The organism is Nisaea sp. (genome assembly GCF_040217065.1).
In the GTDB taxonomy this organism is placed as follows: Bacteria; Pseudomonadota; Alphaproteobacteria; order Thalassobaculales; family Thalassobaculaceae; genus Nisaea.
On record NZ_JAVJNX010000001.1, the window covers coordinates 49,953 to 70,624 of the forward strand.

Annotated in this window: 19 protein-coding genes; 9 read left to right on the forward strand and 10 right to left on the reverse strand. The window is 63.7% G+C overall.

Annotated elements, in window-relative coordinates:
• Position 1 precedes the first annotated feature (1 nt).
• A complete protein-coding gene (locus tag RH950_RS00270) occupies positions 2-694 on the forward strand; it encodes a ChrR family anti-sigma-E factor (RefSeq protein ID WP_350052516.1) in 693 nt (230 codons plus the stop codon).
• Here RH950_RS00270 and RH950_RS00275 read toward each other — a convergent pair.
• Positions 691-1,272, reverse strand: a complete 582-nt coding sequence (locus RH950_RS00275; protein ID WP_350052518.1) for an RNA methyltransferase — start codon at positions 1,270-1,272, stop codon at positions 691-693. The two genes, RH950_RS00270 and RH950_RS00275, sit on opposite strands and share 4 nt — an antisense overlap.
• A gap of 103 nt (positions 1,273-1,375) precedes the next feature.
• Between RH950_RS00275 and RH950_RS00280 the strand changes: the two genes are divergently transcribed.
• The 4 genes from RH950_RS00280 (at position 1,376) to RH950_RS00295 (ending at position 8,341) form a co-directional block, all read left to right on the forward strand.
• A complete protein-coding gene (locus RH950_RS00280; RefSeq protein WP_350052520.1) occupies positions 1,376-2,437 on the forward strand; it encodes an asparaginase in 1,062 nt (353 codons plus the stop codon).
• Positions 2,438-2,560: 123 nt separating this feature from the next.
• A complete protein-coding gene (locus RH950_RS00285) occupies positions 2,561-3,793 on the forward strand; it encodes a calcium-binding protein (protein WP_350052522.1) in 1,233 nt (410 codons plus the stop codon).
• 98 nt (positions 3,794-3,891) lie between these two features.
• Positions 3,892-5,667, forward strand: a complete 1,776-nt coding sequence (gene aspS, locus RH950_RS00290; RefSeq protein ID WP_350052524.1) for an aspartate--tRNA ligase — start codon at positions 3,892-3,894, stop codon at positions 5,665-5,667.
• Between the two features lie 4 nt (positions 5,668-5,671).
• A complete protein-coding gene (locus tag RH950_RS00295) occupies positions 5,672-8,341 on the forward strand; it encodes a glycosyltransferase (RefSeq protein WP_350052526.1) in 2,670 nt (889 codons plus the stop codon).
• Here RH950_RS00295 and RH950_RS00300 read toward each other — a convergent pair.
• Genes RH950_RS00300 through rfbC form a run of 5 tightly spaced genes read right to left on the reverse strand, consistent with a single transcriptional unit; the run spans position 8,338 to position 12,904 of the window.
• A complete protein-coding gene (locus tag RH950_RS00300; protein WP_350052528.1) occupies positions 8,338-9,459 on the reverse strand; it encodes a M23 family metallopeptidase in 1,122 nt (373 codons plus the stop codon). The genes RH950_RS00295 and RH950_RS00300 overlap by 4 nt on opposite strands.
• Before the next feature lie 24 nt (positions 9,460-9,483).
• Positions 9,484-10,350 (reverse strand): glucose-1-phosphate thymidylyltransferase RfbA, encoded by an 867-nt coding sequence (gene rfbA, locus RH950_RS00305; protein WP_350052530.1) that lies wholly within the window; start codon positions 10,348-10,350, stop codon positions 9,484-9,486.
• Between the two features lie 19 nt (positions 10,351-10,369).
• Positions 10,370-11,251, reverse strand: a complete 882-nt coding sequence (gene rfbD, locus RH950_RS00310; protein ID WP_350052532.1) for a dTDP-4-dehydrorhamnose reductase — start codon at positions 11,249-11,251, stop codon at positions 10,370-10,372.
• A gap of 5 nt (positions 11,252-11,256) precedes the next feature.
• Complete coding sequence (gene rfbB / locus RH950_RS00315) at positions 11,257-12,321, reverse strand: dTDP-glucose 4,6-dehydratase (protein WP_350052732.1); 1,065 nt, start codon at positions 12,319-12,321, stop codon at positions 11,257-11,259.
• 22 nt (positions 12,322-12,343) lie between these two features.
• The gene (gene rfbC / locus RH950_RS00320; protein ID WP_350052533.1) at positions 12,344-12,904 is read right to left on the reverse strand and encodes a dTDP-4-dehydrorhamnose 3,5-epimerase; all 561 of its coding nucleotides are present in this window, start codon (positions 12,902-12,904) and stop codon (positions 12,344-12,346) included.
• 143 nt (positions 12,905-13,047) lie between these two features.
• Between rfbC and RH950_RS00325 the strand changes: the two genes are divergently transcribed.
• The 4 genes from RH950_RS00325 (at position 13,048) to RH950_RS00340 (ending at position 16,974) form a co-directional block, all read left to right on the forward strand.
• Entirely contained in the window at positions 13,048-13,923 is an 876-nt protein-coding gene (locus RH950_RS00325; protein ID WP_350052534.1) for a glycosyltransferase family 2 protein, read from the forward strand.
• Entirely contained in the window at positions 13,923-14,351 is a 429-nt protein-coding gene (locus RH950_RS00330) for a YqaA family protein (protein WP_350052535.1), read from the forward strand. The genes RH950_RS00325 and RH950_RS00330 overlap by 1 nt, the downstream gene beginning before the upstream one ends.
• Before the next feature lie 140 nt (positions 14,352-14,491).
• Complete coding sequence (locus RH950_RS00335; RefSeq protein ID WP_350052536.1) at positions 14,492-15,040, forward strand: DUF4347 domain-containing protein; 549 nt, start codon at positions 14,492-14,494, stop codon at positions 15,038-15,040.
• Between the two features lie 74 nt (positions 15,041-15,114).
• On the forward strand, positions 15,115-16,974 hold the full coding sequence (locus RH950_RS00340) for a calcium-binding protein (protein ID WP_350052537.1): 1,860 nt from the start codon (positions 15,115-15,117) through the stop codon (positions 16,972-16,974).
• A gap of 15 nt (positions 16,975-16,989) precedes the next feature.
• Here the strand turns inward: RH950_RS00340 and RH950_RS00345 are convergent, their stop codons facing one another.
• The 4 genes from RH950_RS00345 to speD all read right to left on the reverse strand — a co-directional run bounded on the left by RH950_RS00345 (position 16,990) and on the right by speD (position 20,581).
• Positions 16,990-17,913: a glycosyltransferase family 2 protein gene (locus RH950_RS00345; protein ID WP_350052539.1), complete on the reverse strand. Its 924-nt coding sequence runs from the start codon at positions 17,911-17,913 to the stop codon at positions 16,990-16,992.
• Entirely contained in the window at positions 17,900-18,949 is a 1,050-nt protein-coding gene (locus tag RH950_RS00350; protein WP_350052541.1) for a glycosyltransferase family 2 protein, read from the reverse strand. The genes RH950_RS00345 and RH950_RS00350 overlap by 14 nt, the downstream gene beginning before the upstream one ends.
• Before the next feature lie 271 nt (positions 18,950-19,220).
• Positions 19,221-20,075: a polyamine aminopropyltransferase gene (speE, locus tag RH950_RS00355; RefSeq protein WP_350052543.1), complete on the reverse strand. Its 855-nt coding sequence runs from the start codon at positions 20,073-20,075 to the stop codon at positions 19,221-19,223.
• Complete coding sequence (gene speD, locus RH950_RS00360; protein WP_350052545.1) at positions 20,072-20,581, reverse strand: adenosylmethionine decarboxylase; 510 nt, start codon at positions 20,579-20,581, stop codon at positions 20,072-20,074. Before speD ends, speE begins: the two co-directional genes overlap by 4 nt.
• Between the last annotated feature and the right edge of the window lie 91 nt (positions 20,582-20,672).

Consider the following 20,672-nt stretch of genomic DNA (forward strand, 5'->3'; position numbering starts at 1 on the left):
CATGGCTGAAGCAAAACCAGACGCCGGCACAATGCCCGGCGAGGACTTGCTGCTCGACTATGCCAGCGGCGCCCTGCCGGAGCCGGTATCCGTGCTGGTGGCAACCCTGCTCGCGCTGCGTCCTGACCTGCGCCGGACGGTCTCCGGGATGGAAGCCGTCGGCGGCTATCTGCTTGAGGAAATCGAACCAGCCGCCCTGTCGGACGGCGCCTTTGATGCCGTTCTGACCCGGATCGACACCGCCGGCCCGCCGGTCGAGGCCGCCGCGAACGACGACGGCGCTGTCAGGACATCCGACGCCGAGACGATCGCGGCCGTACCCGAGCCGTTGCGCTCCTATCTCGGAGCACCGCTGTCCGGGCTGGCCTGGCGCAAGCGCGGTCCGGGTATCGAGGAATACCGCCTGCCAGTGACGGACGCCCGTTTCGAGATGTCGGTCCTGCGTCTCGGCCCGGGCCGGAGCGTGCCGAGCCACAGCCACGAAGGCAGCGAGCTGACGCTCGTTCTCGATGGCGCCTTCAGCGATGACGCTGGCCGCTACGCGCGCGGCGATCTTGCGGTGAATGGCGAGGAGGACCTGCACGCGCCACGGGCCGATCCGAAGGAAGGCTGTCTCTGCCTGGCCATCACCGGCGGCCCGCTGCGCTTCAGCAACCCGCTGGTTCGGCTGTTCGACCGGATGACCCGGGGTTAGCCGGCGCTCTCGTCCGCATTCGCAGCGGTGGCGCGGCGTTTCCGCGCTTTCTTCACCCAGAGCGGCGGCCCGAAGCTTGGCACTTTTTCCGGCTGCGGCTCGGTCGGCCCGCCTGGCATGACTGGACGACGGGCGAAATTGCCGAGAGACTGGAGCCTGTCATACATCACCAGGGCACCCGCCAGCCCGACATTGAGCGAGAACTTGGTCGGGATCTTCACGATGTGATCGCAGCGCGCCACCATCTCTTCGGAGAGACCACCGCGCTCCGGGCCGAGCACATAGGCCGCTATCTTCGGGTGATGAAAGCTCGGCAGCTCGACCGCATCCTCGGTGATCTCAATGCCGACCAGGGCGCAGCCCTTTGGGAGCAACATGTTGCCGACCGTGTCGAACTCGTAGAACGGCAAACTGCCTGCCGTCCCGGACGTGTCCGTCTGTTTGAGCTCGTGCAGCGACAGCGCCGCCTGCACGCTGAAGACAAAACTGGCGCCGAAGGCGTGCGCCGTTCTGTAGATTGCGCCGACATTGCGGGATTTGCTGATCCCCTCGACGCCCATTCCGAAATATCCTCGCATGGCGTCTCTGTTGCACAAACCCGTGCTCCAAGGCAAGTTGCCTTGAAAGCCCATTCATCGGCCGCGAGAGCCGGAAAAAGCCATGTCAACCAGGAGACGCCCCATGAGCCCGGACAGCCTTCCCGCTGATGACCCTATCGTGCGCACCCATATCTCGGAGGCCGATGCGGCTCCGCTGCTCGTCGAAGTCACCCGCGGCGACATGGTGGAATCCGTGCATCGCGGGATCGTTTCCGTCGTCGATGCGCAGGGCAAGGATGTGCTGTCCCTCGGCGATGTCGAACGGCCGACCTATCCGCGCTCCGCGATCAAGCCGCTGCAGACCCTGCCGGTGATCGAAAGCGGCGCCGCCGATGCCTTCAATCTGAGCGAGACGGAAATCGCGCTGTGCTGCGCCTCCCATAACGGCGAGCCGATCCACACGGAAAGGGTTATCCCCTGGCTCGCCCGGCTCGGCCTCGGCGTCGACAATCTGGAATGCGGCCCGCAGCTGCCCTCCAGCGTGGCCGCCGCACACGCCCTCATCAAGGCCGGCATCGAGCCGACCCGGGCGCACAATAACTGTTCCGGCAAACATTCCGGCATGCTGACCACCGCGCTCCATCTGGGCGAGCCGGTCAAAGGCTATACGGAAGCCGACCACCCGGTGCAGACAAGACTGATCGACCTGATCGGGGAGATGGGCGAGATGGACCTCTCCCGGACCGCCCGCGGTGTCGATGGCTGCGGCATCCCGGTCTTCGGTGCCCCGCTGCGCGGCGTTGCCTATGCCATGGCGCGCCTCGCCGCGCCGGACGGGCTCTCCGCCGATCGCGCCGCTGCCTGCCGCCGCATCGTCAAGGCCTGTGCAAATAATCCACTGATGCTGTCCGGCACCGGCGCCTTCAATTCCGTGGTACTGGCCGAAACCGGCCAGACCTGCCTGCTCAAGGGCGGGGCCGAAGGCTATTACACGGCGGCATTGCCGGAAAAAGGGCTCGGCGTCGCCATCAAGGTGGATGACGGGGCGAGCCGGGCGTCCCATGCCGCCGTTCTCGCAATCCTCATCCGGCTTGGCGTGATCGACGAGGAACAGAAATCCCGTATCGAGGCCGCCTGTTCTTCGGAAGTCCGGAACTGGGCGGGGAGCCTGGTCGGTTTCATTCGCCCCACACCTGCATTCTAGGACACGGCAGGCCCGTGCCGGCGAAACCCGCTCGCCTCACAGCCTCTGGCCCGTCAGGCCTTTTTTAGTAATACTCAGGCAAACTGGCCTGACGAGAAACGCGGACAGCTTCAGGGCACGCATATGGCAAGTGTCGAAAACGGTCATCAACACCATACCGAAGGCCACAGCGTTGGCCTCGAAGGACAATACACGCCCAGCCATGGCGCAGACGAAACGCGCCAAATCGACCTGCAGCGTGCCAGCCAGGGCGGGTTGAGCGTGCTTTCCTCGGACCTGACCGGTGTCTCCTGGACAACGTCGATCAACTATTCCTTCGATACCTCGTCCCTCGGCTATGCCGGTTTCGATGCCAGTTACCAGGCGCTCTTCCGGTCCGCGATAGCAACCTGGGTAAATGTCGCAGACATCACCTTTACCGAGACCAGCGCGGCGACGGCTGACTGGCTGATCGGCTGGGAGCCAAACTCCGACGGCGCGGGTGGTGTCCTCGGAACGGCCTATTACACCGATGTCGGCGCCGATGGCCAATTGGTGTCCGGAACGGATTCCGTGCTCATCGTCATGGACCAGGCGGATACGGACTATTTCTTCACAACCGCGATCCACGAGGCCGGACATGGCCTGGGCATCAATCACATCGATCACACACCCTCGATCATGTCGACATTCCTCGACACGTCACTGACGACCATTACCAGCTACGATATCGAAGTCATCCAGTCGCTCTACGGGGCATCGGGCGCGAGCAGTACGGCGACGGTCGGCACCGCCGATGCAGACAGCCTGTTCGGCAGCTCGGCAGCGGATATCATCAGCGGTGCTGACGGCAGCGACACCATCTCCGGCGGCGCGGGCAACGATCTCATCTATGGCAACAAGCAAACCGACTTCATCGTCGGCGGCAGTGGCAACGACACGATTTTCGGCGGCCAGAACAACGGCCCCGAAAGCGGCTCACCGCTCGCCCTGCGCGAAGGTTCCGACACGGTTTACGGCGGCGACGGCAACGACATTCTGTACGGCAATCACGGCGCCGATATCATTGCCGGGGATGCCGGCGCGGACACCATTTTCGGCGGCCAGGACGGCGACACGATCCATGGTGGCGCCGGCTACGACAACCTCTACGGCAATCTCGGCGCCGACAGGTTTCTCTACACGACGAGCAACGAAGGCTGGGACTACATCTATGGCTACGCGTCGGAAGACGCCATCCAGCTCTCGGGCGGCGTCACCGCGACGAGCGTTTCCGTGGACAGCTTCGGCGACACCGTGATCAATCTCAGCAGCGGAACCCGGATCGACCTGATCGGATATTCAGACTCGAGCAGTGTAACTTTCGAGGTCGTGTAAGCTCCTGCCAGCCCGTATTCGTGCATTTTTTCTTTGCGGGCCGCCCTCGCGCGCGTTAGGAGATGCCGCGCGCGCAATTCCGAAAAGATTGATCACTCATGCACCGTTATCGCAGCCATACCTGTCACGATCTCCGCATCGATCATGTCGGTGAAACGGTCCGCCTCTCCGGCTGGATCCATCGCCGCCGCGATCATGGTCAGCTGGTCTTCATCGATTTGCGCGACCATTACGGCCTGACCCAGTGCGTCGTCGATATCGAGGACGAGACCTTCAAGACAGTCGAGAAGCTGCGGGTCGAGAGCGTGGTGACGATCACCGGCCGCGTGGTCAAGCGCACCGACGAGACGATCAACGACAGGCTGCCGACCGGCCATATCGAACTCCGGATCGACGAGATCGAGGTCCAGTCCACCGCCGACGTGCTGCCGCTGCAGGTCAACGCGGACGAGGATGCCGGCGAAGACACCCGCCTGCGCTACCGTTTCCTGGACCTGCGCCGCGAGCGCATCCACAACAACATCATGCTGCGCAGCAAGGTGATCTCCTCGATCCGCAGGCGCATGACCGACCAGAATTTCATGGAGTTCCAGACTCCGATCCTGACAGCCTCCTCACCAGAGGGCGCGCGCGACTTCCTGGTGCCGTCGCGCCAGCATCCGGGCAAGTTCTACGCCCTGCCGCAGGCGCCGCAGCAATTCAAGCAGCTGATCATGGTTTCCGGCTTCGACCGGTATTTCCAGATCGCGCCCTGCTTCCGCGACGAGGACAGCCGGGCCGACCGCTCGCCGGGCGAGTTCTATCAGCTCGATGTCGAGATGAGTTTCGTCGAGCAGGAGGACGTCTTCCAGGCGATCGAGCCGGTCATGGCGGGCGTGTTCGAGGAATTCTCCGACTGGAAGGTGCCGGGTCCGTTCCCGCGCATCCCCTACAAGGAGTCGATGCTCAAATACGGTAACGACAAGCCGGACCTGCGCATTCCGTTCGAGATCTCCGACGTGACCGAGATCTTCCGGGACAGCGATTTCGCCGTCTTCGCCAAGGTGATCGCCGGTGGCGGCGTGGTCCGCGCCGTGCCGGGTCCGAAATGCGGCAGCCGGGCGATCTGCGACCGGATGAATTCCTGGGCCCAGGGCGAAGGCGCGCCGGGCATGGGCTACATCATCTTCGGTGATGGCGAGGCCCGCGGCCCGATCGCGAACCGCCTGACGCCGGAAAAGATCGCAGAACTGAAAGCACAGACCGGCATGGGCGACGGCGATGCCATCTTCTTCTCCGCCGGCAAGGAAAGCGATGCCGCCAAGCTGGCCGGTACCGCCCGGGTGAAACTCGGCAACGATCTCGACATCGTCGAGAAGAACACCTTCCGGCTCTGCTGGATCGTCGATTACCCGATGTTCGAGCTGGACGAGGCGACCGGCAAGATGGACTTCTCGCACAACCCGTTCTCCATGCCGCAGGGCGGGCTTGAGGCGCTGGAAACCCAGGAGCCGCTGGACATCCTCGCCTACCAGTACGACATCGTCTGCAACGGTATCGAGCTCAGCTCCGGTGCCATCCGGAACCATCTGCCGGACGTCATGTACAAGGCCTTCAATATCGCCGGCTACGAGCCGGAGGTTCTGGAGGACAAGTTCCGCGGCATGCTGAACGCGTTCAAGTACGGCGCCCCGCCGCATGGAGGCATCGCACCGGGCATCGACCGCATCGTGATGATGCTGGCGAACGAGCCGAACATTCGCGAGGTCATCCTGTTCCCGCTGAACCAGCGGGCGGAGGATCTGATGATGGGCGCCCCGAGCGAAGCCGCGCCGGAGCATCTGAAGGAACTCAGCGTCCGCCTCGCCCTTCCGCCGAAACCGGCCGCCGGGTAAGCACATGCTTGGCGCCGCCGAAGCGTTCCAACGGGCGCAGGCGGCGCTTGCAGACGGGAATCTGGCAGATGCCGCGCAGCTGTTTCGCCTGGTCTCCGAAAAGGCCGAAACCGACACGGCATCGCTGATCCATCTCGGTCAGATAGAGGCGCGCCTCGGTCATCCCGGGAGCGCAGAATCCGCCTGGCGGAAGGCCCTGCTGCGCCAGCCTGCGAACGCCTCCGCCCTGGCCTTTCTCGCAGACCATCTGGCCGCCGGGGCGCCGGACCTCTCCGTTGCGCCATATTATGAACGCCTGCGCATCCTGCTGCCCAGGCATCCCGGGCCGGCGCAACTCCTGGCACAGATCTACAGCGCCGCAAAGCAGACCGGCCGCAGCCTGCGCCGCCATGCCGAGGCCACGCGGCTCGATGCCGGCAATCCCGCCGCCCATGCCCGTCACGCGACAGCGCTGCATGGCGCCAACCGGCTCACGGAAGCTCTCCGGGCTTTCCGGCGCGAGACCATCCTCGCACCGGCCGCCCAGGAAGCCTGGTTCAACCTCTCGGTCATCGAGCCCGCGCTCGGGGACAGGGAACAGGGCCTTTCAGCCATCGCCCGGAGCCTGACAATCCGCCCGCTCGATGCCCCGGCGCAGGCCCGGCAGGCGCAGCTAAGGCGCCGGCTCGGAAAACCGGGAGCGGACACAAGCACACGCAGATCCATCCTTCTCGAACCGGCCACGGTTAGGGCCCTGGTCACGCCGGCCCGGACCGGCGACGGTTCCGCCGCCGCACGCTGGTGGTGCATCAGCCCGCATGATCTGGAACCCGGCATGCTGCATATGCGGGCATTGCTTACGGCAGGCCGTGCGGACCAGGCCCTTGCGGTCCTCGCGGAAATCAGACAAGGCGACACCCCGCCGGACGAGCTTCTGCTGCTTGCCGCCGCGGCACAGAGACAGGCCGGAAGAGCGGATCTGGTTCTGCCGAAAACCCACTATCAGCACTGGCTGGAAACCCGGCAGGCACCAGAGCAGGCACGCTCCACCGGCACCTTCTCCATACTGCTGCCGGTCTACAATCCCGATCCCGGCCATCTCCGCGAGGCCATCCGGTCCGTCCAGGACCAGACCTGCGGAAACTGGGAACTCTGCATCGCCGACGATGCCTCCACCGACCCGGAAATCCCGAAAATCCTGCGCAACGCTACCGCAGCGGACCCGCGCATCAAACTGGTGATCCGGCCCGAGAACGGCCATATCTCGGCCGCCTCCAATTCCGCGCTGGACCTGGCGACAGGGACCTATATCGGGCTATTGGATCACGACGACCGGCTGGCGCCGGAAGCCCTCGCGGTGATGGCACGGGCGCTGGACGCTCATCCGGATCTGGATCTGCTCTATTCCGATGAGGACAAGATCGACGCGGACGGCAACCGGTTCGCGCCGCATTTCAAACCGGCCTGGGATCCGGATCTGTCTCTGGTTTCCAACTATATCTGCCATTTCACGGTGATCCGCCGGGCGCTGGTCGTGGATGCCGGCGGTTTTCGCGTCGGTTTCGAGGGTAGCCAGGACCACGATCTGGTGCAGCGGGTTGCCGAGAAGAGCGCGCCGGAGCGGATCGGCCATGTCCCGCACATCCTCTATCACTGGCGGGCTGCCGGCGATTCCACCGCCGCGTCGGTCGAGACCAAACCCTACGCCATCGCCGCCACCGGCCGGGTCATTCGCGACACGCTCGCGCGCCGCGGAACGCCTGCCCGTGCCGAACAGCACCGGGGCCGCTGGCGCCTGCGGCGGCCCATGCCCGACGCCTGTTCCGTCTCCGTCATCATCCCGACACGGAACCGGCTGAGCCTGCTGAGAACCTGCATCGACGGGTTGCTGAGCCAGACCGACTACCCGGGACTCGATATCCGGATCGTCGACAATGGCAGCGACGATGCCGCCACGCTGCGCTATCTCGACCAGCTCTCCCGGCGCCCAAATATCTCGGTCCTCGGGGACAGCGGCACCTTCAATTTCTCCCGGCTCTGCAATCTCGGAGCGCGGGACGCGAGCGGCGACTATCTCTGCTTCCTGAACAATGATGTCGAGCCGGCGAATCCGGACTGGCTGGCGGAACTGGTCGCGGAAGCAGCACGCCCGGAGATCGGGCTTGTAGGCGCCAAACTGCTCTATCCGGACCGGACCGTCCAGCATGCCGGCATTGCACTCTCCGGCGCCCATGTCGCCCGGCATACCAACCTCGGGATCACCGAGAATGACGGCGGCTACTGGGGGCGGGCGATGCAGGCCCAGTTCCTGTCCGCCGTGACCGGTGCCTGCATGGTCACGCGGCGGGAAATTTTCGAAAAGGTCAGCGGCTTCGATGAAGCGCTCGCGGTCGATTTCGGCGATATTGATCTTTGCCTGCGGGTGCAGAAAGCGGGGTACCGGGTGCTCTGGACGCCACACGCCCTGCTGATCCATCACGAGTCCGCCTCGCGCGGCACCGTGGTCACGCCGGAAAAGTCGGCCCGGTATGATACCGAACGTGCCTTCATGGTGAATCGCTGGGGCGCCGTTCTGGACGACGACCCGGCCTACAACCCGAACCTCTGCATCACGCCGGAGCGACCGGCCTTTGCCCTGCCGGAGGAGCCGCGCCCGGTGATCAGCCCGGTCCGGTTCGGTGTCCGGCCGCTCTAGTCGATCCTGAGATCGACCGTCTGAACGGTGTGGTTCTTGCCGGGTCCGGACGGCCGCTCGACCTGGACGACGCCGCGATAGGCCCCTTTGGGCCACGCAGAGCGCGCCTTCTTGCCGATATATTTGAAGGTCCGGAGTTTCGATTGTTCCTGGACCCAGGTCGTTTCCGCCAGAACCGCACCGTCCGGCGCGGTGAACCGCATCGACACCCGGTCACCGGACCGCAATCCATAGAGATCCGTCCAGAGCACGAGCAGCGGTGCGTCGGCGGCGATCTGCGGGTCGGTGAATTTGCCTTCGGCCACACCAAGCGGATCCGGCGTGCTGGCAGCGATACCGCTTGCCTGTATCAGGGGCGCCGAATAGCGAAATTTACGCAGCACCGCCTTTTCCCAGAGCGGTGCCGCGCCGAGACCGCAGGATGCATCATCGCGGCCGAGACCGACAAAGGGATCGACGATCTTGCCGTCTTTCTCGAACTGGATATGAAGATGCAGGAATTCGGTTGAGCCGGACAGTCCGACAAGGCCGAGCCGGTCACCGTTGACGACGGTATCGCCCGCCTTCACCGCCACGCTGCCGCGCTTCAAATGGCAATACTGGCTGGTCCAGCCGCCGCCGTGATCGATCCGCACGCCGTTGCCGCAATCCCGGCCCTTCAGGGATTCCCGCCCGGCGATCCGGATATTCACATCCGGCATCTCGTCCCGCACACCGACGACCTTGCCGGTCGCCGCCGCGAGCACGGGCACCTCGTCCCAGTTCAGACGGCGCGGGTCGGAGATGGCGAAATCGACCCCCTTGTGCCCGTCGACGGTCATGGCGCCGCACTGGTAGTCGCGGCGGCCCTTGCCGGGATCGAGATCGACATATTTCAGCGGCCAGCAATCCACACCGGGATCGCAGGCCAGCGGCATGGAGAGCGGCAATGGAGACGGCTCGAGGGAACTCAGGTCCAGCGGCGCCTGTTCGGATGCATGCGCGACCACGGTCTCGGAAGCCATGGCTTCGGTTGGGCGCCGGGCATCTCCCGGAGCCAGAAGGGCCGTCATGAACCAGACGAAAGTGCCGCCAACGATGATGACGACGGCGACGTAAATTGCAATCAGTCGTCCCAAACCCAGCTCCGTTTTCCGGTGTGCCTAGCCCTTCACCAACGACCGCATATAGATCCCGTAGCCACTTTTCGCCAGCGGCTCCGCCAGCTTCAGCAGCTGCTCGTCGTCGATATAGCCCATATGGTGGGCGATTTCCTCGACGCATGCAATTTTCAAACCCTGGCGTTCTTCCACCGTGCGAACGAATTCGGAGGCCTGCAGCAGCGAGTCGTGGGTGCCGGTATCGAGCCAGGCATAACCGCGGCCCATCCGTTCCACATGCAGGTCGCCCCGTTCCAGATAGACCTTGTTCACGTCGGTGATCTCGAGCTCGCCGCGCGGCGACGGCTTGATCGCCTTGGCGATATCGATCACGTCCCGGTCGTAGAAATACAGCCCGGTTACCGCCCAGTTGGAGTTCGGGTTTTCCGGCTTCTCGACGATCTCGTTCGCCTTGCCGGCGTCGTCGAAGGAGACAACGCCGTACCGTTCCGGGTCCCGGACGTAATAGCCGAACACCGTGGCGCCGCTCTCGCGGTCGGCGGAGCGTTGCAGCATCTCGGTCAGGCCGTGGCCGTAATAGATGTTGTCGCCAAGGATCAGGGCCGACGTGTCGTTGCCGATGAAGCTCTCGCCGATGATGAAGGCCTGCGCCAGGCCGTCCGGCGAAGGCTGCACCCGGTATTCCAGGGAGATGCCCCACTGGCTGCCGTCGCCGAGCAGGCGCCGGAAGCCTTCCTGGTCCTCAGGCGTGGTGATGATCAGGATGTCCTTGATCCCCGCCAGCATCAGCGTGCTGAGCGGGTAATAGATCATCGGCTTGTCGTACACAGGCAGGATCTGCTTGCTGACGCTGACGGTCAGCGGGTAGAGCCGTGTGCCGGACCCGCCGGCGAGGATGATCCCTTTCATCCCTCTCCCTTTCTATCGTTTATTCAGCCTCGGCCAGCAGAACCTCGAGCACTTCGTCGAGGCCATCCTGCCAGGGCCGGCGCGGCACAGTGAAGGCCGCGAGGATCTTACCCGCATCGAGCACGGAATTGGTTGGCCGTTTCGCCGGTGTCGGATAGTCGCTCGACGGAATGGCCTCGATCTCGGGGCGGCGGCCCCAGACCGGCTCGGCCCGGGCGAAGACCGCCTCGGCAAAACCATGCCAGCTGGTCTGACCTTCGGCCGTGTAATGATAGGTGTCCCAGGAGCTCCGGTTACCGTCGGCAATCCGGGTCGCAATGGTCAGGATGGCATCCGCAATGTCTGCTGCAGATGTCGGCGCGCCGAACTGGTCGGCGACAACGCGAAGCTGGTCACGGTCCTTGCCGACCCGCAGCATGGTCTTCACGAAATTGGCGCCATGCGCCGCGTAAACCCAGGAGGTGCGCATGATGACATACTCATCCAGCGCGGCGCGCACCGCCTGCTCGCCCGCTTCCTTGGAGGCGCCATAGACACCGAGCGGCGCCACCGGATCGCTTTCCAGATAGGCGCCGTCCTTGCTGCCGTCGAAGACATAGTCGGTCGAGATATGGATCAGCGGAATGCCAGCACCTTTCGCGGCGGCGGCGAGATTGGCCGGACCGTCGCGGTTGATGGCATAGGCCGCGTCCCGGTCCTCTTCCGCCTTGTCCACCGCCGTATAAGCCGCCGCATTGACGATCAGGGACGGTTTGATCTTGGCCACGGCCGCTTGAACGGCGGCCGCATCGGAAATATCCAGATCCGCCCGGACCAGACCTGTCACGTCGTGGCCGTGCTGTGCCGCACGCGCCAGCAGTTCCGTGCCGACCTGCCCGCCGGCGCCGGTGACGAGGATCATCGCCACTACTCCTTGGAGCCGGTGCCGAGACGCTCGCCGGCATATTTTCCGTCGAGGATCGGCTGCCACCAGTCCTTGCGGTCGAGATACCATTCCACGGTCTTGCGCATCCCGCTCTCGAAGCTTTCGGACGGCTCCCAGCCAAGCTCCGCCTTGATCTTAGAGGCGTCGATGGCATAGCGGAAATCATGGCCCGGACGGTCAGTCACATGGGTGATCTGTTCCGCATATTTCTTGCCACCCTGCTGCGGCACCAGCTCGTCCAGCAAATCACAGATGCCGGTCACCACGTCGATGTTCCGGCGCTCCTCGTTGCCGCCGATATTGTAACTCTCGCCCGGCACGCCCTTCGAGCAGACGGTCCAGAGGGCGCGGGCGTGATCGTCAACGAACAGCCAGTCGCGCACATTCTCGCCCTTGCCGTAGACCGGCAGCGGCTCTCCCGCGAGCCCTTTGATGATCATCAGCGGGATCAGCTTTTCCGGGAAGTGATACGGGCCGTAATTGTTCGAGCAGTTGGAGAGCACCGTCGGCAGACCGTAGGTCTCCATCCAGGCCCGGACCAGATGATCGGACGAGGCCTTGCTCGCTGAATAAGGCGAGCGCGGATCGTAGGCGGTTTCCTCGGTGAACAGCCCCTCGTCGCCGAGCGAGCCGAACACCTCGTCCGTGGAGATATGATGGAAGCGGAAACGCTTCTTCACGTCGTCGGATGCAGCAGTCCAGTAGTTCCGGGCCGCCTCCAGCATGGTGTAGGTGCCGACAATGTTGGTCTCGATGAAGGCCGCCGGGCCGTCGATGGACCGATCGACATGGCTTTCCGCCGCCAGATGCATCACCGCATCCGGTTCGTGTTTGGCAAAAATCCGCGCCAGCGCCGGAGCGTCGCAGATATCCGCCTGCTCGAAGTGATACCGATCGGAACCACTCACCTCATTGAGCGAGGCAAGGTTCGCCGCGTAGGTCAGCTTGTCGAGATTGATCACCGTGACGTCCGTGTCGGCGATCAGGTGACGGATGACGGCGGAGCCGATGAAGCCGGCGCCCCCGGTTACGATGACGGTCTTGATGTCGCTCACGCTCGGGGTTTCCTCAGTCTTCGTAGGTGAAGGGGCTGTCGAAGTCGGCAAAGGGCGTATAGGCCTCATCCTTGGCGGACAGGATCGGCGCGCCGTCGAGCGGCCAGTCGATCCCGATATCCGGATCGTTCCAGGTCAGGCCGCCCTCGCATTCCGGTGCGTATTTACCGGTCACCTTGTACAGCACCTCGGTATTTTCCTCGATGGTGCAGAACCCATGGGCAAAGCCGACCGGTACCAGGATCTGGTTCCAGGCCTCGGCGCTGATCATGCGCGCAACCCATTTGCCGTAGGTCGGGGAGCCTTTGCGGATATCGACGGCGACATCGAAAATCGCACCGCGGATCACCCGGAGCAGCTTGTCCTGGCCATGCGGCGGGGTCTGGAAATGCAGCCCGCGCAGGGTGCCTTTCGGCGCCGAGAAGGAGTGATTGTCCTGCACGAAGGCGAGGTCGAGACCGGCAGCTTCGAATGCGCCCTGATTGTAGGTCTCGGAGAAAAACCCACGATGATCGCCGAACTTTTTCGGCGTGATGATCTTGACGTCAGAGATCTCGGTTGGCTCGACCTGCAAGGCCCTGTCTCCCCTTGGATTCACGCGGCCTTGAAGGGCCTGCGGGGCTATAGCATGGGGGGCGCGAGGGCGGCAAGCCGCGCGCCCCCGGAAAGCCGTGCCGGAGCTTGTGCCAATGATAGAAAAAATGGCACATCTGACTGATGGAAACACAGCCTCATGCAGCGCCGGGCCCCGGCTGCGCCGTCATCATCGTCAGCTACCATACCGGCCCCTGCCTGATGGACTGCATCCGGGCGGCGCTTGGCGAGGCGACAGCGCACGAGATCGTGGTTGTCGACAATGGTAACCCGCCAGAGGTTCTGTCGGCGCTGGAGGGCATGGCAGCGTCCGAGCCGCGCCTGACCCTGCTGACCGGACACGGCAATGTCGGCTTCGGCAGAGCCTGCAATCTCGGCGCACGGGCGACGACGAGCCCCTATCTCCTGCTGCTGAACCCGGACAGCGTGCTTCAGCCCGGCAGCCTCGACGGCGCCATGTCCCAGCTCGCCATGCGCCCAGACATCGCGCTCTACACGATCCGGATCGAGAACCCGGACGGCAGCGAGCAGCGCGGCTGCCGGCGTAACCTGATGACCCCCTGGACCTGCCTGGTCGAGGCCTTCGGCCTGCATAGGTTCGGCTTCAAGCGGATCAACCTCAACCATACGCCACCGCCGACAAAACTGACGGAGGTCGAGTGCATTTCCGGCTCCTTCATGCTGTTCCCCCGTCCCGGCTTCGAGCAGATCGGCGGCATGGACGAGGATTATTTCCTGCATATGGAAGATGTCGATACCTGCTTCCGCGTCCGGAAAGCGGGCGGTTCCATCTGGTTTGATCCGGCCTTTTCCGCCACCCATGTGCAGGGCACCAGCGAGACGACAAAGCTCTATATCGAACGGCAGAAAACAAAAGGCGGAGCGCTCTATTTCGCCAAGCATTTCGGCGGCTGGGCCAACCCGCTCGTCGCCTTCGTCAATCTGGCACTCTGGGCCCGCTTCGGCTTGATCGCCCTGCGGCTTGGCCGGAAAGGCTGATGGAAGAACTCGGCGTCTATGGCGGGCTCTTCCTCCTGTCTTTCCTGGCTGCGACATTCCTTCCCGCCCAGTCCGAATTCGGCCTCGTCGGGCTGATTCTGGCGCAGGATTATTCACTTCTTCTGCTCGTCACAGTCGCGTCGGTCGGGAACACGCTCGGATCGGTTGTGAACTGGCTGCTCGGCCGGTCTGTCGACCGGTTCAGCGACCGAAAGTGGTTTCCCGTATCGCCGGCGCAGATGAACAGGGCCTGCGGCTGGTACCGGAAATACGGGCAATGGAGCCTGCTGCTGAGCTGGGCGCCTTTCATCGGCGATCCGCTGACACTCGCCGCCGGCGTCCTGCGCGAGCCGTTCGGTCGGTTCCTGCTGCTCGTCGCCATCGCCAAGACCGGCCGTTACATCGTCGTCGCAGCCCTCACTGTCTGATTCCCGGGGCATCACCGACCGGTTTTCGAAAACCGGAAAGCGTGCGCATTGATTTATAAATAATTTTAAGTAAATTTTGTGTTAATTGCCACAAAGGCATGTCTCCCGGTTCACGCTTTCAGAAAGGAACGTTCCGGATCATGACCCAAATCCGCCTGACGCCGCGCCCGGTTACGACCGCGAAACACCCATTGAAGACACTTTTCTTTGTCGACCACGCCGTCGAAGATTCGGGAATGGTGCTGGCCGACCTCACCCCGGGAACAATCGTCAAGCGCCTTCCCAGGGCCGGCGACGCGCTGGACGCGATAGCGTCATTGGCAGAGATACAGACCGTCCAGATCGACCGCATTGTCATCCTGTCCCGCGGCGCTCCCGGCACCCTCAGATTATCCGGCCGGGATATTGACAGCGCCGCACTCAGAAATGCGGACGGGTCTCTCGGCCGGATCAGGGCCACACTCACGCCGAAAGCCGAAATTGTTCTGATGGCCTGCGCCACAGGCGCAGGAGCGGCCGGTCATGCCTTCCTGAGAACACTGGGCATCGCGACCGGCGCAACGGTCAAGGCGGCGGAGACGAACATCGGCGGATCAGCAGACCGCGACCCACCGGCGACAACGGCCGTGCCGGTCGACGAATCCGTCCTGGGCGCCACCAGATCGCCTGCGCCGATGCGGCTGGAGTAAAGGCCGCACGGCAGCCCCCGCGCCAGGGAAACGCCCCCGCACACATCAGCAGAATTTTTCTCGGAAGCTTTCACATGTCTTTTCGATACAAGCCGAATAACGGCACCACGACCGACCTGTATGCAGGCGGCAACCGCATCGACGACAACGACCTGAGCATCACCAGCATTACCATCGACGTCAGCGGCACATCCTGGCGCTACAACGGAACAACCGCCGAGGGCGCACCCGGCGGCGGCTCAGTCGCAACCAACATCAATACCGACGCGCTTGTCGTCAATCATGGCGGCGCGTTCAACGCGATAACCCTGACAGCCACCGGCGGCGCGCTCGGCGACAGTCTTCAGGGCGGCGCGGGGAACGACACGCTCAGCGGCGGAGGAGGAGCTGATACGCTGATTGGCGCCGGCAACCTCGACCGCCTTGACGGTGGCACCGGAGCCGACGTGCTGAGCGGCGGAGCCGGTGCCGACACGCTGATCGGCGGCGCGGGAAACGATACCTATACCGGCAGCGCCAGCGAGATGAATGGCGACACGATTTCCGGGCTCGAGGCCGGCGACAAGATCGTCATCACCGGCACCGACCTTTCCAGCCTGAATGGCAGCACCGCCGGCAGCACCATTGATCTCGGCAGCGGCAATACGCTGAACCTCACCGGCACATCCGGCAGCGTGAAGTACGAGGCTGTCTTCTCCGGCGGCAACACCACTCTCACCGTGGCAACTGTCCCTGCGACAAGTTCATCCGAAGGCAATACCTCCAGCAGTGGCCTGACCGTGACCAACCAGACCGAGGCGGACACTGCAGGCACCGCCACCGGGCGCACCTTGGCGAACACCAGCGGCAGCACCGCGACCGGCGCACTCGTGCAGAATACCGGCAACGGCAACATAGTAACGGCGACGCTGCCAACCGGCATATCGCTGACAACTTCCGGCACCTCCACCGCACAGCCGACCAGTACGGCCAGCACCACCCTGACCGGCGAGATCCAGTCGACAGCGCCCACCGCAAGCACGCAAAGCTTCCTCGACGGGCACGGACAGACCTTCATCACAAATTCCAGCGGTGTGACTCTCGATATCCGCTCGATCACTTTCTCCGGCGGAGACGCGACGGCACAGACAGTCCAGATCACCGGTGGCTCGAGCACCGGCTCTGGCTCGGAAGCCTTCGTCATCGACACGTCCGGCCTGCCGGCAGGCTCCACTGTGCAACTCGACAACATCGAGTTCGCCGCCATCGTCGGCAGTGCGACGGTGAATGGCGGCGGCGGCCAGAATTACGTGGTCGGCGACGACGCGGTGCAGTTCATCTCCCTCGGCGCCGAGGACGACACCCTGGCCGGCGGCGGCGGCAACGACACGGTCGGCTCAGCCTGGGGCGAGGATATCGTCTATGGTAACCAGGGAAATGACTATGTGTTCGGCGGCGGCGGCATGGACACGCTCTATGGCGGTCAGGGTGATGACACGGCCTTCGGCGGCAACGACAATGACGTCGTCTATGGCAACAAGGGCAACGACACCCTCTCCGGCGGCGAGAATGACGACGTGTTGTTCGGTGGTCAGGATGACGATGTCGTCTACGGCAATTCCGGCAATGACAGCCTCGACGGCAACCTCGGTGACGACAGTCTCCTGGGCGGGGACGGCAACGACCTGATCGCGGGTGGAAGCGGCAACGACACGCTGGTCGGCGGCGACGGGGCGGACAGTTTCGTCTTCGCATTCGGTGGCGGTAGCGACCGGGTCGAGGACTACCAGTCCGGCTCCGACAGCCTGCTGTTCGAGGACGGACTGACCTACACGGCGACGGAGACCGGCGGCAACACGGTGCTCGCGCTTTCGGACGGCGGCACCGTCACGCTGATCGGCATCTCGAAGGCCCAGCTTGGCAGCGCCGCGACGGCCGGGTGGGATCTGGCATAGACCGGATCCTGCCTGTTACGCGGCCGGTTTCGTGTCTCTGCCGAGGACCGCATGCACCACGCCGCGGCCGATGGCGCCGAGCTTCTCCAGCTTGCTGTCCTCCAGCAGGATGAGCTTGGCGAGGTCGATGGCGATGGAAGCGGCCTCAAAAGCGAAGAAGGCAGGCATGCGCAGGCCATGCGCCCGCCAGACCCGCATGCGGTTGCGGTAGATGTGATACCGGCGGAACCCGGAATGGCTGTTGAAACGGAAGTCCCGTCCAAGCAGCCGTTTGTGCTCGAACTCGCCGAGCCGGTGTTCCAGCCCGGCATTCCCGACGGCGACCAGGCCCCAGCCGAACCGCCGCATCCGGAAGGCGAATTCGAAATCGATATAGTCGACGAAGAAATCCTCCCGCATCAGGCCGACCGCACGGAACACCTCCGCCTTGATCAGGCTGCCTGACGCCATGACAAAGGCGACATCATCCACCACATCGCCCGGCCCGAACCGGACCCGGCGGAAATCAAAGGCATGTTTCGAGACATAGGCCCGGGATTTAAGCGTGCATTCCGCATCATGCAGACGCGGCGCGACAAGGCCGATCCGTTCCGGCATCGGATGATCTGCATAGGCAGCCAGCAAGGCGTCGACCATGCCCGCATCCGGAACGCTGTCATCGTCGAGCAACAGAACCCAGTCCGCACCCTCTTCCAGTGCCAGCCGGATGCCCTGATTCTGGGCGGCGGCGAGACCGGCATTGCCCTCGTTCAGAAGCAGGCGGATCTTGCTCCCGTCCGCCGTAGCCGCATCCTTCAGCTTGCCAGTCACCACCGCGCCGGAATCATTATCGACGACGATAATACGCCCGACCTGTGGCGCCAGGGCGTCCAGTCCAAGGAACAGCCGGTCGTCGGACCGGTAGGAGACAATGACCGCCGCAACGCTAGTCTGTTGCATGTTCCACCCCGGTTGGCGGGATCGGTCCCGCTCTGTTCTCGCGCCGGATCGGACGCCTGTCGCCCCTGCTTCCGAACAGCTTCAGCGGATTCCAACTCAACGCGGCGAGAAACGCAACAACTCCCGTCCGCCGGCCGGTCTGGATCACCCGTCGCTGCCGCATCACCGCGGGAAAAGCCGCGAAGGCGTCCCGGATCGCCCGCACCCGAACCGCCCCGTCTCCCCGTATCGGGCCAAGCAGGACAATCAAACCGAGTTGCGCGAGCAGCACAGGCAGGAACAGATGAAAGGCCGGCCCGGGCATGGTGCGCAGGAAGGTCCAGATCCGGTTCCGCGTGATGTGATAGCGGGAGAAATCCGAGTTCTGTCCGGAAATCGCGGAGGCGACATGCCGGACCCGGGCACCGGAAAGCTGGATGCAGCGCTCACCGGCCAAGCGCAGGCGCAGCCCGAGATCGACATCCTCGTAATAACAGAAGAACGGCTCGGAAAAACCGCCGACACGCTGAAACACATCCCGGCGATAGAATGCGGCAGCCGCGCAGGGACCCATGACTTCGGCATCCTCGGTCATGCCCGCGGCAGGGTGCAGCCGATCTCCCCGCCAGGCAAGGCCGAGCGGACTGTAATGGTCTCCGGCACCGTCGAGCAGCGCGGGATCGCTCTCGAGCAGCTGGGTCGAGCCGAACACGGAGATCCCGTTATACCGGGCGACCGCATCGGCAAAGGCCTGCAGCCAGTCAGGCTCGGCGAAGGCATCCGGGTTCAGCAGGGCAAGCCACGTCCCGCGCGCCTGCCGGGCCAGCAGGTTGTTGCCGGCGGCGAAGCCTATATTTTCCGGGCTGCGGACCAGCTCCGCGGCAATGCCGAGATCGTCCAGGCCGGTCTCGGCTCCATCCGGGGACGCGTTGTCGAGCACGAGGACCTCGAAGTCGCGGAATGTCTGCGCCGCCAGCGCCGCCAGGCAACGGGGCAGGTACGCGCCCGATTTATAGGCGACGACAAGGACGGAGATCAGAGGCGCTCTGGCTACCATGCGGGTCTGCAAGTGGCTGATTTTTCACGACCATAGCATGGCCCTGTCGTCGCTTTCGAGGACGGAGACAGTTTTCGTGAAAACAAAAGGGGCCCGTCTCGGACGAGCCCCTGAGGGAGTATCAAGGAAGGGTCATTTGGCCAGGTTAGGGGGACGCGACTTATCGCTCCTGACCGTGACTTCTGCCGCTGGGGGAAAACGGCGCTTCCGTAAAACCCAACGTGGCGGCCAGCAGTAAAGAAAGCCTTAAGCGGCACCCAAGAAAACAGATTCAGGCCGAAACCAGCAGCTTTCGAATGAATTGAGGCAGGCCGAACGCACCGGCATGGGCTTCCGGCGTGTAATAGCGGCAGGCAATTTCCGTCGCCTCAAACCGTTCGGCAATTACCGGAACCGGAAGCTGACGCAGGGAGGCGTCGTCACTGGCCCAGCCGAACGCCATCAGTCCGCCCTGATAGGTCGGCACTGCCGCCGTATAGAACCAGACATCGGCAAAATGCGGACTCAACCGGTGGAAGCTGTTCGTCACCTCGCCACCCTGCACGAACGGCACGCCGTTCTGGGTGACGAGAATGCCACCGTCGGTCAGGCACCGCTTGCAGGCCTTGTAGAAGCTTTCCCGGAACAGCACCTCGCCCGGCCCGATAGGATCGGTCGAATCAACGATGATCACATCCCAGCGGCCATCGGTCTCCTCGACGAACTTCGCCCCGTCCGCGAATTGCAGGTCCAGTCTGGGATCGTCGAATGCGCCATTGCTGAGGGACGGCAAATGCTCGATGCACATGTCGACCACACTGCGGTCAAGCTCGACCATGGTCACCTGCTCGACCGATTTGTGGCGCAGTGCTTCCCGCGCCATGCCGCCATCGCCGCCACCGATGATGAGCACGCGCCTCGCCCGGCCATGGGCCAGGATCGGCACGTGCGTCAGCATCTCGTGATAGACGAACTCATCGCCCTCGGTGGTCTGGACGATGCCGTCGAGCGCCATCACCCGGCCAAAGGCCCGGTTTTCGAAGATGATCAGGTCCTGGTGCTCCGTACGTTCCCGGAAGAGCACCTTGTCGATCACCAAACGTTGTCCGTAGCCGCTGTGGAGGGTTTCGCAAAACCACTCGCTCATACGGTCAGGCCCCGTTTCAGGTCATTGAGCTGAATTGAGTCAGGGCGAAAAGCCCGGCGCAGCACCGCGATCGCCTTGTGCGGTTCGGCATCCCCGCACATGAACACATCGAGCGCGGCATAGCCCCGCTCCGGCCAAGTGTGGATGCTGATATGTGACTCTGCAAGCACCGCAACACCGGACACGCCACCGTTCGGCGTGAAGTGATGCAGATGGATATGCAGCAGGGTTGCCCCGGAAACCTCGACAGCTTCGCGCAGGGTTTCCTCGACATGTGCGAGTTCATCCAGCCGCGAGGCGCCAACCAGATCGATGATCAGGTGCGTGCCGGCAAAGACCAGTCCGTCCTTTTTCACGAAATGGTCGAGAGAGGCATCCGAATGCGTCGGTGCCCATTGAACGACCGTACCATCGTTATTGGCCGTGCCGGTGGTGTCGGAATTGGTTCTGCTCGGTTGAGTATCCGAGTCCATCCCCAAATCAGCGAAGGCGACGTTTCTATCCATCAACCCCTCCTATCCAGTAGATGTCCCAGTTACCCCGTCGCATCCCGCTTGCCGCAACACCGTTGGGCGGAATGGTCTGGCGTTCCTTTCG

Excerpts from the sequence above, each read along its gene's own strand:
- rfbA (WP_350052530.1), bottom strand. The coding sequence starts at position 10,350 with ATGAAAGGGATCATCCTCGCCGGCGGGTCCGGCACACGGCTCTACCCG.
- RH950_RS00345 (WP_350052539.1), bottom strand. The coding sequence starts at position 17,913 with ATGCAACAGACTAGCGTTGCGGCGGTCATTGTCTCCTACCGGTCCGAC.
- RH950_RS00285 (WP_350052522.1), top strand. The coding sequence starts at position 2,561 with ATGGCAAGTGTCGAAAACGGTCATCAACACCATACCGAAGGCCACAGC.
- RH950_RS00270 (WP_350052516.1), top strand. The coding sequence starts at position 2 with ATGGCTGAAGCAAAACCAGACGCCGGCACAATGCCCGGCGAGGACTTG.
- RH950_RS00280 (WP_350052520.1), top strand. The coding sequence starts at position 1,376 with ATGAGCCCGGACAGCCTTCCCGCTGATGACCCTATCGTGCGCACCCAT.
- speE (WP_350052543.1), bottom strand. The coding sequence starts at position 20,075 with ATGAGCGAGTGGTTTTGCGAAACCCTCCACAGCGGCTACGGACAACGT.
- RH950_RS00330 (WP_350052535.1), top strand. The coding sequence starts at position 13,923 with ATGGAAGAACTCGGCGTCTATGGCGGGCTCTTCCTCCTGTCTTTCCTG.
- rfbD (WP_350052532.1), bottom strand. The coding sequence starts at position 11,251 with ATGATCCTCGTCACCGGCGCCGGCGGGCAGGTCGGCACGGAACTGCTG.
- RH950_RS00275 (WP_350052518.1), bottom strand. The coding sequence starts at position 1,272 with ATGCGAGGATATTTCGGAATGGGCGTCGAGGGGATCAGCAAATCCCGC.
- RH950_RS00295 (WP_350052526.1), top strand. The coding sequence starts at position 5,672 with ATGCTTGGCGCCGCCGAAGCGTTCCAACGGGCGCAGGCGGCGCTTGCA.
- speD (WP_350052545.1), bottom strand. The coding sequence starts at position 20,581 with ATGGATAGAAACGTCGCCTTCGCTGATTTGGGGATGGACTCGGATACT.
- RH950_RS00350 (WP_350052541.1), bottom strand. The coding sequence starts at position 18,949 with ATGGTAGCCAGAGCGCCTCTGATCTCCGTCCTTGTCGTCGCCTATAAA.
- RH950_RS00340 (WP_350052537.1), top strand. The coding sequence starts at position 15,115 with ATGTCTTTTCGATACAAGCCGAATAACGGCACCACGACCGACCTGTAT.
- RH950_RS00335 (WP_350052536.1), top strand. The coding sequence starts at position 14,492 with ATGACCCAAATCCGCCTGACGCCGCGCCCGGTTACGACCGCGAAACAC.
- RH950_RS00325 (WP_350052534.1), top strand. The coding sequence starts at position 13,048 with ATGGAAACACAGCCTCATGCAGCGCCGGGCCCCGGCTGCGCCGTCATC.
- aspS (WP_350052524.1), top strand. The coding sequence starts at position 3,892 with ATGCACCGTTATCGCAGCCATACCTGTCACGATCTCCGCATCGATCAT.